At 62.8% G+C, this 12079-nt stretch carries 13 protein-coding genes; 7 read left to right on the top strand and 6 right to left on the bottom strand.

What is annotated here, in order from left to right; genetic code table 11:
- The first annotated feature begins 28 nt into the window (after positions 1 to 28).
- Positions 29 to 337 (top strand): hypothetical protein, encoded by a 309-nt coding sequence (locus tag D3242_RS33785; protein ID WP_171880381.1) that lies wholly within the window; start codon positions 29 to 31, stop codon positions 335 to 337.
- Positions 338 to 539: 202 nt separating this feature from the next.
- On the opposite strand, the gene D3242_RS33260 is transcribed toward D3242_RS33785, so the two are convergent.
- Positions 540 to 899 (bottom strand): hypothetical protein, encoded by a 360-nt coding sequence (locus D3242_RS33260; RefSeq protein ID WP_147377452.1) that lies wholly within the window; start codon positions 897 to 899, stop codon positions 540 to 542.
- Between the two features lie 228 nt (positions 900 to 1127).
- On the opposite strand from D3242_RS33260, the gene D3242_RS06400 reads away from it, so the two are divergent.
- Positions 1128 to 1559, top strand: a complete 432-nt coding sequence (locus tag D3242_RS06400) for a cupin domain-containing protein (protein ID WP_064984123.1) — start codon at positions 1128 to 1130, stop codon at positions 1557 to 1559.
- 101 nt (positions 1560 to 1660) lie between these two features.
- Here D3242_RS06400 and D3242_RS06395 read toward each other — a convergent pair whose 3' ends face one another.
- Positions 1661 to 2116 (bottom strand): carboxymuconolactone decarboxylase family protein, encoded by a 456-nt coding sequence (locus D3242_RS06395; protein WP_019858596.1) that lies wholly within the window; start codon positions 2114 to 2116, stop codon positions 1661 to 1663.
- Positions 2117 to 2389: 273 nt separating this feature from the next.
- On the opposite strand from D3242_RS06395, the gene D3242_RS06390 reads away from it, so the two are divergent.
- From D3242_RS06390 to D3242_RS06380, 3 genes are all read left to right on the top strand, one after another.
- Positions 2390 to 3148, top strand: a complete 759-nt coding sequence (locus D3242_RS06390) for a copper homeostasis protein CutC (protein ID WP_038647295.1) — start codon at positions 2390 to 2392, stop codon at positions 3146 to 3148.
- Positions 3145 to 3633, top strand: a complete 489-nt coding sequence (locus D3242_RS06385) for a GNAT family N-acetyltransferase (RefSeq protein WP_064984121.1) — start codon at positions 3145 to 3147, stop codon at positions 3631 to 3633. The genes D3242_RS06390 and D3242_RS06385 overlap by 4 nt, the downstream gene beginning before the upstream one ends.
- A 62-nt stretch (positions 3634 to 3695) precedes the next feature.
- Positions 3696 to 4193, top strand: a complete 498-nt coding sequence (locus tag D3242_RS06380; RefSeq protein ID WP_064984119.1) for an SRPBCC family protein — start codon at positions 3696 to 3698, stop codon at positions 4191 to 4193.
- Between the two features lies 1 nt (position 4194).
- On the opposite strand, the gene D3242_RS06375 is transcribed toward D3242_RS06380, so the two are convergent.
- The 4 genes from D3242_RS06375 to D3242_RS06360 all read right to left on the bottom strand — a co-directional run bounded on the left by D3242_RS06375 (position 4195) and on the right by D3242_RS06360 (position 9259).
- The gene (locus D3242_RS06375; RefSeq protein ID WP_064984337.1) at positions 4195 to 5217 is read right to left on the bottom strand and encodes an acyltransferase family protein; all 1023 of its coding nucleotides are present in this window, start codon (positions 5215 to 5217) and stop codon (positions 4195 to 4197) included.
- Positions 5218 to 5488: 271 nt separating this feature from the next.
- Positions 5489 to 6286: an FAD binding domain-containing protein gene (locus D3242_RS06370; protein ID WP_064984117.1), complete on the bottom strand. Its 798-nt coding sequence runs from the start codon at positions 6284 to 6286 to the stop codon at positions 5489 to 5491.
- Between the two features lie 12 nt (positions 6287 to 6298).
- Complete coding sequence (locus D3242_RS06365) at positions 6299 to 8647, bottom strand: xanthine dehydrogenase family protein molybdopterin-binding subunit (protein WP_064984115.1); 2349 nt, start codon at positions 8645 to 8647, stop codon at positions 6299 to 6301.
- Positions 8648 to 8758: 111 nt separating this feature from the next.
- Positions 8759 to 9259, bottom strand: coding sequence for a (2Fe-2S)-binding protein (locus D3242_RS06360; protein WP_064984114.1), 501 nt, complete (start codon positions 9257 to 9259; stop codon positions 8759 to 8761).
- A gap of 314 nt (positions 9260 to 9573) precedes the next feature.
- On the opposite strand from D3242_RS06360, the gene D3242_RS06355 reads away from it, so the two are divergent.
- Together D3242_RS06355 and D3242_RS06350 are read left to right on the top strand one after the other, a co-directional pair.
- Positions 9574 to 10710 (top strand): FIST signal transduction protein, encoded by a 1137-nt coding sequence (locus D3242_RS06355; protein WP_064984113.1) that lies wholly within the window; start codon positions 9574 to 9576, stop codon positions 10708 to 10710.
- 18 nt (positions 10711 to 10728) lie between these two features.
- Positions 10729 to 12069: an ATP-binding response regulator gene (locus D3242_RS06350; protein ID WP_064984111.1), complete on the top strand. Its 1341-nt coding sequence runs from the start codon at positions 10729 to 10731 to the stop codon at positions 12067 to 12069.
- Positions 12070 to 12079 lie beyond the last annotated feature (10 nt).

Below are 12079 nucleotides of genomic sequence, written 5' to 3'. Positions count from 1 at the left end.
ACCTTAAGGGCAAAGAGGATGGCGAAACATGCCGCTGGCCTGGCTACCAGCCCAAGCGAACTATCTGGGAAAGCTCGGCAATGTCGCCATAGATCATCGAACCCTTGACGAGAAAACATTTGTTACCGAGAACTTTGAAGAGTGGGCTCGACGCGGTGCAAGCCGGCCGGTCCTTGTCCTTGGCATCCGCATAGCCGATGCTGATGGCAAGGACAGCGATAGCAATGAGTGTCGTCTTGGTCATATTGGGCCACCCACCAGCGAGCCTCTGCAAAACATAGGACGTGAGCGTCTATTAGCACTTGCTCATATTAGCCTTCATCCATCAATCAAATGAAGCGGACCCGTCTTCGATCGCGCGCTAAAGGTAGATCAAAGCCGGCGGAGACGAGAGGGCAGCCCGGGGCGAGCGCTATAAAAATCGATGTTTCACCATTGCTTCCTAAGGAGCTTGCGATGGATCACGTGGGGGCCTAACAGCGAGGTCAATCTTTGCGTTGAAGTTGTCGAAGCCTGCGGAGCCATCCCACGGTGCCCCCTCACGCCATACCGACAATGCTCTGCGCATGGGCATGGAGATGTTGGGCGGCCCGCCGGTATTCGATCGCGTCGCCGCTGCAAACAACCAGGAACTGCGCCGCGAACTCGCGCGTATTTGTGGCCGGTTTGGCGAGCATGGCCTTCGCAATCTCCGATATGTCTTGATAGACGCGTTTCAGATCGCGGTCGGAAATGTCCAGGGAGATCGAATTCATCATTGCCTCCCAGCGCCGAAAACCCGCCAGGATGGGACTTTCGTTCGAGTTTGCGGCAAAAATCTCTTCCGGTGCAGCGGCCCCTATACGCGGAAAGGAGACCATCGTGCCTACCACCGTGCGTCTTGTCATTGCATCAAACATCAAGCCCGAACTCCTACGACTGAACGCAATTCTGTAGGGCCGGCGATCCGGTGGCACATTGTTCTGCGTCAAATTTCGGCAACGTCGAAAACCGGCATTGCCTCCGCAGAGCTTGAGGGAGGACTTCGGCTGGTGGGTTGAAGGAGCCAATTCATCGCAATGTCGCCCCGCTCCCGCTTGCGCGCGGTTGTCCGCCGCGCGATAGATGCCTCGGTTCAGGGAGGAATCATGCGCAAAATCCTGGTTTCGGTTCTGCTGGCCGCGGTTGCGCTTTACGCGAATTGCGCTCTGGCACTGGACAGCAGCAGCACGCCTGTCGTCGTCACCCCGCTCGCATCACGCACGACCACCGCTTCCGGCCAGCCGATCACGCTGCCGCAGAAGAACGTGCAGGTGCTGGTGTCGACCTATGACATCGCGCCGGGCGCGACCTTGCCGGTGCACCGGCACCCCTTCCCGCGCTATGCCTATGTCGAGGCCGGAACGCTGAAGGTCACCAATGTCGAGTCCGGCAACAGCAACACCTACAAAACAGGCGATTTCATCATCGAGATGATCGGCCAGTGGCATCAGGCCACGAACATCGGCGGTGGCCCGGTCAAGCTCCTTGTGATCGACCAGGTCGAGCAAGGCGCCAAGAACACGGAATTGCGGCAGTAGCCAAGCGTCATGCTCATGTGCCGAAAGGCGAGAGGCAACACGCCGCCCGCCTACCCGCTCCGTATCGGATAACCATCCTGCCCCCAGCGCAGGACCAGTGCTCAGCCCCAGCTGCCGACCATCTGTCGTGTCGTCGCATTCAGCCGGTTGAAGGCGTTGATCAGGGCGATCTGGACAACCAGCGCGGCAAGCGCCTTTTCATCATAGTGGCGGGCGGCTTCGTCCCAGACATCGTCCGGCACGGCGTCGGGCCGGTCGGCGAGCCTCGTGCCGGCCTCGGCCAGCGCCAGGGCCGCCCGTTCGGCGTCGGTGAAGTAGGGCGTCTCGCGCCATGCCGCCAGCGCAAAAATGCGCTCGTCCTTCTCGCCGGCCTTCTTCAGTTCGCGCGCGTGCATGTCGACGCAGAGGCTGCAGGCATTAATCTGGCTGGCGCGCAGATGAATGAGCTTGCGCGTCACATAGGGTATGTCGGCCGCCTCGGTCGACTTGTCCAACGCCAGCAGCGCCTGCAGGGCGCCTGGGATGAGCATCACGGGATTCTTGAGTCTGGCTTGCATGGTCTTCTCCTTTTTAGGCGTTTCGTCAGGACGTGTTTTGCCGAGCCCGGAAGCAGCGCATCCGGGATTTCAGCAGATGGAATTTCGGCTGCCGCCGCACGGCCAACGGTCAATCCATAACCGTATAGCTATGGGTTATTCATAACTACACAGTTATAAGACTGTCAAGCGGGGAAATGTGCGGCTGGTCCAAATGGCGGTGCGCCGTTCACGCTTTCGCGCCAGCCGCCCGGGTGCTAGGGCTTTGCGCAACATCATGGACTGGATCGCCCCTTGACCACGGAAACACACCCACCGCTGATCGAAATATGTGTCGAAGGCATCGATGGCCTGCTCGCCGCGCAGGCCGCCGGCGCCGACCGGGTCGAACTGTGCGCCAGCCTGGTCGAGGGCGGCATCACGCCGAGCCTCGGCACGGTGCGCGCGGCTCTCGACCAGGCGACCGTGCCGTTTCACGTCATGGTGCGGCCGCGCGGCGGCGATTTTCTCTACAGCGAGACCGAATACCGCTCGATGCTCGCCGATGTCGCGGCGCTGCGCGATCTCGGCGTGCCGGGCGTGGTGTTCGGCTGCCTGAACGCCGACGGCACCATCGACGAAGAGCGCATGAGCGAATTGACCGAGGCCGCCGGCTCCCTGAACGTCACCTGCCATCGTGCCTTCGACATGACACGCGATCCGGCCGAGGCGCTGGAAGCGCTGATCCGCTGCAAGGTCGGCCGCGTGCTGACCAGCGGCCAACGCGACACCGCGATCGAAGGCTTGTCGTTACTGGCGGATCTCGTGCGGCAGGCCGGCGACCGCATCATCATCCTCGGTTGCGGCGGGCTCGATCTCGGCAACATCGCCGAGGTGCGCCAAAGGACCGGACTGGCCGAAATGCACTTTGCAGCGCTGAAGGACGTGCCAAGCGCGATGCACTACCGCAATCCCAAGGTTGGCATGGGCGGCTCCGATCTCGATCGCGAATACCGCAACACAGTGACCGACACACCGCAGGTGGCGGCGACGATCGCGGCGGCCAAGGCATGACCGCCCCGATAGACCGCATAGCGCAAGGCGACGAAGGGGACGTACTGGCGCTCAACAACGAGCATGCCGCCGAACTGTCCTGGCTCGAAGCCGAGCGGCTGTCGTTCCTGCTCGGCGAGGCGTTCTACGCACGGCGCATCGGCGATCTCGAAGCCTTCATCATGACCTTCGACCAGGAAGCCAACTACGACAGCCCGAACTTCATCTGGTTCCGCGAACGCTACGAACGCTTCATCTATGTCGACCGCGTCGTCGTGGCGGCGCATGCAAGGGGCCGCGGCCATGCGCGCCGGCTCTATGAGGACCTGTTCGAACATGCCGAACGCGCCGGCCACACGCTGGTCACCTGCGAGGTCAACGCCGATCCGCCCAACCCCGTCTCGGATGCCTTCCACGCCGCGCTGGGCTTTACCGAGGTCGGCGAAGCGGTGATCCACGGTGGCAAGAAAGCGGTGCGTTATTACGTCAAGCAGATCGTCACCTGATTGCTGGCCGAATAAAGAAGATTCTCCTAATATAAGCGTTCCGCCAAAATGGAGGAACCGCGATGCCTAGCAACGTCTTCCGCTTCGACGAAAGCTGGGACATTCCCGAAGGCACGCCGCAGCAAGTGTGGGACGTGCTCTCCGACGCCGAATTGCTCCCGCTCTGGTGGGGCGAGGTCTACAAGGAAGTGGTTCCGCTCGACCGCAAGGGCAAGGCATCAGTCGGCTCGCGGGCAAGGGCACGGGCGCGCGGCGCCCTGCCCTATGAGCTGAACTTCATCATCGAGGCCGCCGAACTCGAGCCTGGCAGGCTGGTCGTCGTGAAAACCTTTGGCGACTTCGACGGGCTATGGCGGGCCGAACTGTCGCCGTCAGGCAGCGGCACCCATGTCCAACTGACCTGGCAGGTCACTGTCGAGAGGCCGATCCTCAAATTCCTGGCACCCCTGCTGCGGCCGGCCTTCGCCTGGAACCATCGCTGGACAACGCCGCGTGGCGAAGCCGGCCTGCGGCGCTATCTCAGGCTCGCAACAACAGTGCCTCGGCGCGATGACGCCTGAATCACCAGTTGCGGTTCAACCATTCACGCACCGGCCGCTCGATGAGGTAATAGCTGCAGAGCGCGCAGGCAAAGACCCCGGCCAGCATCGGCCACGGGCTGATGCCTTGTTCATAGACGAATTTGTAGAAGGGCTGCTGCCACAGATAGAGTGAGTATGACCACAGGCCCAACGTCGCCATGGGCCAGGACGAGAGCAATTTGGAAAAGATTGGCGTGCTGAAATCGAGCGCATTGACAGCCAGCGCCAGCAGCGGCACCGCAAGGAGATAGTGGATCGGCGTCGGCACCGGGTCCATGAACAGCAAAACCGCGACCGCCGCCGCTGCCAGGGCGACATAAGGCCCCTTCAGCACCGCCGGCAGGCGGCCTTCCGCCTTGAGCAGGCAGATCGAAGCCGAAAGCAGGATCGAAGCGATGTGCACATCGGTGCGCCAGTAGGTGGCCTCGTAGTCCAGCCTGAACACCCAGTACGACACCGCGCCATTGGCCATTGCGAGCAAGGCGAGCGTCACCAGCAAAGGAATGACGCGATTGCGTCTGGAGACGAGCGCGCTGATCAACGCCAGGATGATGTAGGCATGCTCCTCGACACAAAGCGACCAGATATGGTCGAGCGCTCCGGCGCGGGTGACGAGAATTCCGGCGTAATTGTAGGTGAATGTCAGCGCCGTCAGCGCGGCCTTCCATTTGAAGGCGATGAACGTGCCGGAGAGCGCGATCATGGTGACGATGACGAAGACCAGAAGCGCCGGGTAGATGCGCGAGAAGCGGCGCTTGAAGAACTTCTTCAGCGGGTAGCGTTCGATGAACAGGATCTCGGCCATCAGCCGGCCGCTGAGCACGAAGAAGAATTCGACGCCAAGCACGCCCAGATTGATTCCGGGCACCGGGAAAAAATGGCCGATCAGCACCAGGGCGATCGACAGGCCGCGCCAGCCGTCGAGATAGGCCAGTCTAGTCCTAGCCGATCGGTCGACGGCGGATCGGGACGGAACCATCTGGGTCGCGGTAATTTCGGACATGCCGATCCTTCGCATTGGCATGCGAAAGGGCACGGCGGTAAATATCCGAACCCGGCTCGCATTCCCGCCCCAACCCATACTGCAGTGCAATATAAGTTTGTGCAAGTGCGAGATTGGCGGCGATGCGGTTCCTTGGGCAGCAAACTGCCGGAAATGCTTCGAGCAAAAGACCAGTCGCGTGGCGAAATTCCTTCACGAGCCGCACGGCTACACACCATCGCGTACGAAAAAGGGGCCAAGATGGCCCCTTTGATGTCGGCAACCGATGCTGTCAGGCGTTGGCTGCCGCCACCGCGCGCTTGGCCATGACCGCGATCAAATTGGCGCGGTAGTCGGCGGAAGCGTGGATGTCGCTCATCAGGTTCTTCGCCGGCACTTTCACGCCGGCGAGAGACGCGGCGTCGAAGTTCTTCGCAAGGGCTGCCTCGATCTCCTTCGCGCGGAACACGCCGTCGTCACCGGCGCCGGTCACCGCAACGCTGACGCCGTCCTTGCCCTTGGCCACGAACACGCCGACGATTGCATAGCGAGAAGCGGGGTTGCGGAACTTTTCATAAGCCGCCTTGGCCGGCGCGGTGAAGGAGACCGCCGTGATGATCTCGCCATCCTTCAAGGCCGTTTCGAACAGCCCTTTGAAGAACTTGTCGGCCGATATCTCGCGCTTGTTGGTGACGATGGTGGCGCCCAATGCCAGAAGGGCCGCCGGATAGTCGGCCGCCGGATCGTTGTTGGCGATCGAACCGCCGATCGTGCCCTTGTAGCGCACCGCCGGGTCACCGATCAGCGACGCCAGATGGGCAATTGCCGGGCAGGCCTTCTTAAGCTTCTCGTCGTTGGAGACGTCGAAATGCGTGGTGGCCGCGCCGATGGTGACCGTCTTTCCCGACACCTTGACGCCCTGCATCTCCTTGATGCGCGACAGATCGACGAGATCGGAAGGAGCCGCCAGCCGCGTCTTCATGGCAGGTATCAGCGTCATGCCGCCGGACAGCAGTTTGGCGTCGCCGCTCTTCACCAGCTTGGCGGCATCCGCGACCGAGGCGGCGCGATGGTAGTTGACCGAATACATGGCTGTTCCTCCTCAGTGCTTCGCGGCGCGGATCGCGGCCCACACGGTGGGCGGCGAGGCGGGCATGGCGATATCGGCGATGCCGATGGCATCGGTGATGGCGTTGATCACCGCCGGCGGCGAGCCGATGGCGCCGGCCTCGCCGCAACCCTTGATGCCGAGCGGATTGCCCGGGCATGGCGTGTTCGAGGTCGAGACCTTGAACGACGGCAGGTCGCCCGCGCGCGGCATGGTGTAATCCATGTAGCTCGCGGTCAGCAGCTGTCCGCTGGCATCGTAGTGGGCGCCTTCCAGCAGCGCCTGGCCAATCCCTTGCGCGATGCCGCCATGCACCTGGCCCTCGACGATCATCGGATTGATGATGTTGCCGAAATCATCGGCGGCCACGAACTGGACGACCTCTGTCGTTCCGGTCTCCGGTTCGATCTCGACCTCGCAGATGTAGCAGCCCGCCGGGAAGGTGAAGTTCGACGGATCGTAGAAGGCCGTTTCCTTCAATCCGGGCTCCATCCCTGCCGGCAGATTGTGGGCGGTATAGGCGGCCAGCGCCACCTGGAACCACGGCACGTTCTTGTCGGTACCGGCAACCTTCAGCGCACCGTTCTCGATGACGATGTCGCCCTCGTCGGCTTCGAGCAAGTGGGCGGCGATCTTCTTGGCCTTGGCCTCGACCTTGTCGAGTGCCTTTGATATCGCCGACATGCCGACCGCGCCCGAGCGCGAACCGTAAGTGCCCATACCCATCTGCACCTTGTCGGTGTCGCCATGGACGATCGAAACCGAATCAATCGGCACGCCGAAACGCTGGTTGACCAGTTGCGCGAAGGTCGTCTCGTGGCCCTGGCCATGGCTGTGCGAGCCGGTCAGCACCTCGATCGTGCCGACGGCGTTGACGCGCACTTCGGCCGATTCCCAAAGGCCGACACCGGCGCCGAGCGAGCCGACCGCCGCCGACGGCGCGATGCCGCAGGCCTCGATGTAACAGCTCATGCCTATCCCGCGCAGCAGGCCCTTCTTGGCGGCCGCCGCCTTGCGTTTGGCAAAGCCGGCATAGTCCGAAGCTTTCATGGCCGCGTCGAGCGAGGCGCCGTAGTCGCCGGCGTCATAGTTCATGATCACCGGTGTCTGGTGCGGGAAGGAGGTGATGAAGTTCTTGCGCCGCAATTCGGCAGGCGACACGCCAAGCTCGCGCGCGGCCGCTTCCATCGTGCGTTCCAGGAGATAGGTGGCTTCCGGCCGCCCTGCCCCGCGATAGGCATCGACAGGCGCCGTGTTGGTATAGACCGTGCGCACATTGGCGTGGATGGCCGGAATGTCGTACTGGCCCGAAAGCAGCGTCGCGTAGAGATAGGTCGGCACGCAGGACGAGAACAGCGACATATAGGCGCCGAGATTGGCGATCGTGTCGACCTTCAGCCCGGTGATCCTGTTGTTCTTGTCGAAAGCCATTTCCACCGTCGAGACATGGTCGCGGCCATGCGCGTCGGAGAGAAAACTCTCGGTGCGGTCGGCGACCCATTTGACCGGCACGCCGGTTTTCTTGGAAGCCCACAGGCAGACGATCTCTTCGGGATAGATGTAGATCTTGGAGCCGAAGCCGCCGCCGACATCCGGCGCGATGACGCGCAGCTTGTTTTCCGGCGCGACATTGTAGAAGGCGCTCATCACCAGCCGCGCGACATGCGGGTTCTGCGAGGTCGTCCAGCAGGTGTAATGGTCCTCGGCCTTGTCGTAGTGGCCGAGAGCCGCGCGCGGCTCCATGGCATTCGGCACCAGCCGGTTGTTGACGATCTTCATGCGGGTGACATGCGCCGCTGCCTTGATCGCCGCGTCGGTCGCCTTGGCATCGCCGATCTCCCAGTCGAATATCAGATTGTTCTCGGCCTCGGCATGGATCTGCGGCGCGCCCTTTTCGAGCGCCTTGGTGGCTTCGACGACGGCCTTCAATTCCTTGTAGGTGATCTCGACCGCCTCTGCCGCATCACGGGCCTGCCCCTTGGTCTCGGCCACGACGACGACGACGGCGTCACCGACATAGCGCACCTTGTCGACGGCCAACGGCGACCAGGCGCCCATCTTCATCGGCGAACCGTCCTTGGAATGGATCATCCAGCCGCAGATGAGGTTGCCGATGCCATCGGCCTTGAGCTCCTTGCCGGTCAGCACGCCGATGACGCCGGGCATGGCTTGCGCTCGCTTGACGTCGATCTTCTTGATCTGCGCATGCGCGTGCGGGCTGCGCACGAAGGCGGCATGCTTCATGCCGGGAACCACCATGTCGTCGACATAGCGGCCGGCGCCGGTGATGAATCTTTTGTCTTCCTTGCGCGCGACCCGAGCGCCAACACCTTCAATGCCCATCAGAAATTCCTCCCGAGATTGTAGGGGAGCAGGTGAGTTGGGCAGTACGGCAAGTAGGGAAAAACTGGTTCCGGTTCCCTACTGCCTTACTGCCTACTGCCTACCGCTCGTTCACGCAGCTTGTTTCGCCTTGCCCTTGGCCCCTTTTGCCATCGTCTTCGATGCGGCGAGGATCGCCTTGACGATGTTGTGGTAGCCGGTGCAGCGGCAGATATTGCCTTCCAGTTCGGCTCGCACCGTCGCCTCGTCGAGGCCTTCGGGATGGCGGTTGATCATGTCGGTTGCCGCCATGATCATGCCAGGCGTGCAGAAACCGCATTGCAGGCCGTGATGTTCCTTGAAGGCGGCCTGCACGGGATGCAGGTCGGCGCCATTGGCGAGACCTTCGATCGTTACAATGCTCGAGCCGGACGCCTGTACCGCGAGCATGGTGCAGGACTTCACCGCCTTGCCGTCGACATGGACGACGCAGGCCCCGCATTGCGAGGTGTCGCAGCCGACATGCGTGCCGGTCAGGCCGAGATTCTCGCGCAGGAAGTGAACCAGCAGCGTTCGGTCCTCGGCGGCCCCGCTGACCCGCCTGCCGTTCACCATCAACGAAACGTCCGACATGAATCCTCCCTGGGTATCAACCTTGGTCATCACGCTGCCGACGCGCCGCTGGCACTTCGGCCATGCGTTATTCGTACACTGCACAACGCACAAAAAACAGCGCGACGGAAAAGGCGGATCATTGTACTTTCGGTCATGGCCAAGGTCGAAGGCGCATTCCCCTCGCCCCATTGCCAAAACGCCGATTGGAAGCAACAATATCCTTCGACGCCCGCGCGCCAGAAGCCTGTAAAAACAGCCGCGTATAAAAACAGCGTCGGAGGAAATGCGGGAGAACGCCGCTGACCAGTTCACGGACGCGCTACGCCTGCGGCTTGTCGGCGCTGACCACGGACGAGCCCGACCTGGATGCTTTCGCTCGCGCGGTGGCCAGCGAGGCCGCGGCAATCGACGCCGGCTTTGCCCTCGTGTTCTTCTCCCAGAGCCTTGTCGAGGCCGGCGCCCTGTCGCGAGCACTCTCGGCGCACGCGCCGGGGCTCCACCATGCCGGCTGCTCCACCGCCGGCGAGATCACGCCGCAGGGGCTAGAGGAAGGTCACATGCTGGCGATGCTGCTTCCCTCGGCGTCGTTCACCGCGGTCAGCGCCATGGTCGACAATCTATCCTCGTCGGGCATGGACAGGATCACCGGCGAGGTCGAGGCCCTGCGGCGCACGCTGCGCGTCCGGGTCGGCGGGGAGCGGACCAGGAACACCTTCGCGCTCTGCTTCATCGATGGGCTGTCCTATGCAGAGGAAGCGGTCAGTTCGGCCATCCACTGGGGCCTTGACGACATACCTCTGCTCGGTGGCTCGGCCGGCGACGATCTGAAATTCGAGACGACGCGGCTGATCTCGAACGGCAGGGTCACCTCGGACAGCGCCATCATCGTGCTGATCGCCACGGAAATTCCGTTCCACGTCTTCAAGACCGACAATTTCGTTCCGACCGACGAAAAACTGGTGGTCACGGCGTCCGATGCCGATCACCGCATCGTACGCGAGTTCAACGCCACCAATGCGGCGGAAGAATATGCCGCTTCCGTCGGTATCGTCCCGCAGACCCTGACGCCGCTGAGCTTCGCCTCGCACCCGGTGGTGGTGAAGGTGGGCGGTGAATATTACTGCCGCTCGATCCAGAGGATGCACGCCGACGGCTCGCTGTCGTTCTTCTGCGCCATAGACGACGGCGTCGTATTGTCGATCGCCCAGCCCAAGGACATGGTGGAATCGACACGCGCGGCCTTGCGCGAGGTCGAGGAGAGGCTTGGCGGCATCGACCTGATCCTCGGCTTCGACTGCGTGCTACGCCGGCTCGATGCGCGCAACCGGCAAGTTTTTCGTGACATTTCGGAACTCTACCGGGTCAACAATGTCGTCGGCTTCGGCACGTATGGCGAACAGTACCGGTCGATGCATTTGAACCAGACCTTCACCGGCATTGCCTTTGGCGAACGGCAAGCGGCGGAATAGGGGCCGCAGAGTAACAAGATGCCGCTCAAGGATATAAACGACCTCGAAAAGCTGAAGAAGATCAACGCCGCCCTGGTCAGCCGCGTCGAGCGCTCGATGGATCAGCAAGGCAATGCCTTCTCGCTGTTCCAGACCGCCATCTCGCTCGAGAACCGGGTGCGCACGCGCACCGAGGAACTGCACTCGACCTTGCGGCGGCTGGAACAGTCCAACATCGACCTCAGCGCCGCCAAGGAAAACGCCGAGTTCGCGAACCTGTCCAAGACGAGGTTCCTTGCCGCCGCCAGCCATGACGTGCTGCAGCCACTGAACGCGGCTCACCTGTCCGTCTCGGCGCTCGCCGAGGTGCAGACCAGCGACGAAGGCAGGAAACTGGTGCGGCAGGTCGAGCGCTCGCTGGAGACGATGGAGGACCTGCTGCGCACCCTGCTCGACATTTCCAAGCTCGATGCCGGCGTGGTGCACCCCGACATCGGCGACGTCAGCCTGGAGGCGCTGTTCTCGTCGCTGCGCTCGGATTTCCAGCCGGTCGCGGAAATGAAACGCCTGTCGCTGAAGTTCCGACCGGTCAACGCCGTGGTCCGCTCCGACCGCACCCTGCTGCGCCGCATCCTGCAGAACATCCTCTCCAACGCGCTGGGCTATACACGCTCGGGCGGCGTGCTCGTCGGCACCAGGCATCGCGGCGATACGATCCGCATCGATGTCGCCGATACCGGCTGCGGCATCCCCGAGGACCAGCGCGAGGCGGTGTTCGAGGAATTCCATCGCGGCACCTTGCCCGCCAATGCCGGGCTCGACGGCGGCGGCCTTGGGCTCGGGCTTGCCATCGTGCGCCGCATGGCCGGCGCGCTCGGCCACCCCGTGACCTTCTCGTCGAAGGTCGGGCGCGGCACGATCTTCCATATCGATGTCCCCGTCGGCATCGGTGCCCCCGCCGACGCGATCGCCAGCGCCACCGCCCTGGAGCGGTCACGCGGCTACGGCCTGTTCGGCACCAAGGTGCTGCTGGTCGAAAACGACGCGGAGGTGCTGCAGGCCATGACCTTCCTGCTCGAGCGCTGGCAGTGCCTGGTGCGGGCCGCGACCTCGACCGACGACGCGCTTGACCTGCTCGGCGACACCGACTGGGTGCCCGACATCGTCATTGCCGACCAGCATCTCGACGGCGGCGACCTCGGCACCGCCACCATATCGGAGGTCCGCGACTATCTCGGCCGCGCAGTGCCAGCGCTGATCGTCACCGCCGACAGTTCCGAAGCCGTCGCCAAGGCAGCGCGCGCCGACGGCATCGAACTGATGCGCAAACCACTGAAGCCGGCGCAACTGCGGGCACTCCTGGCGCATTTGCTGGCTTAGCTCCATACCC

The sequence above is a fragment of the Mesorhizobium jarvisii genome (assembly GCF_003601985.1).
Lineage (GTDB): Bacteria > Pseudomonadota > Alphaproteobacteria > Rhizobiales > Rhizobiaceae > Mesorhizobium > Mesorhizobium jarvisii.
Note: the sequence above shows the minus strand (reverse complement) of the source record. Positions and strands in the feature narration are given on the sequence as shown.

Coding starts and splice junctions, on each gene's coding strand:
- D3242_RS06350 (WP_064984111.1), top strand. CDS start 10,729: ATGCCGCTCAAGGATATAAACGACCTCGAAAAGCTGAAGAAGATCAAC.
- D3242_RS06395 (WP_019858596.1), bottom strand. CDS start 2,116: ATGCAAGCCAGACTCAAGAATCCCGTGATGCTCATCCCAGGCGCCCTG.
- D3242_RS33785 (WP_171880381.1), top strand. CDS start 29: ATGCCGCTGGCCTGGCTACCAGCCCAAGCGAACTATCTGGGAAAGCTC.
- D3242_RS06365 (WP_064984115.1), bottom strand. CDS start 8,647: ATGGGCATTGAAGGTGTTGGCGCTCGGGTCGCGCGCAAGGAAGACAAA.
- D3242_RS06400 (WP_064984123.1), top strand. CDS start 1,128: ATGCGCAAAATCCTGGTTTCGGTTCTGCTGGCCGCGGTTGCGCTTTAC.
- D3242_RS06360 (WP_064984114.1), bottom strand. CDS start 9,259: ATGTCGGACGTTTCGTTGATGGTGAACGGCAGGCGGGTCAGCGGGGCC.
- D3242_RS06380 (WP_064984119.1), top strand. CDS start 3,696: ATGCCTAGCAACGTCTTCCGCTTCGACGAAAGCTGGGACATTCCCGAA.
- D3242_RS33260 (WP_147377452.1), bottom strand. CDS start 899: ATGTTTGATGCAATGACAAGACGCACGGTGGTAGGCACGATGGTCTCC.
- D3242_RS06385 (WP_064984121.1), top strand. CDS start 3,145: ATGACCGCCCCGATAGACCGCATAGCGCAAGGCGACGAAGGGGACGTA.
- D3242_RS06370 (WP_064984117.1), bottom strand. CDS start 6,286: ATGTATTCGGTCAACTACCATCGCGCCGCCTCGGTCGCGGATGCCGCC.
- D3242_RS06375 (WP_064984337.1), bottom strand. CDS start 5,217: ATGTCCGAAATTACCGCGACCCAGATGGTTCCGTCCCGATCCGCCGTC.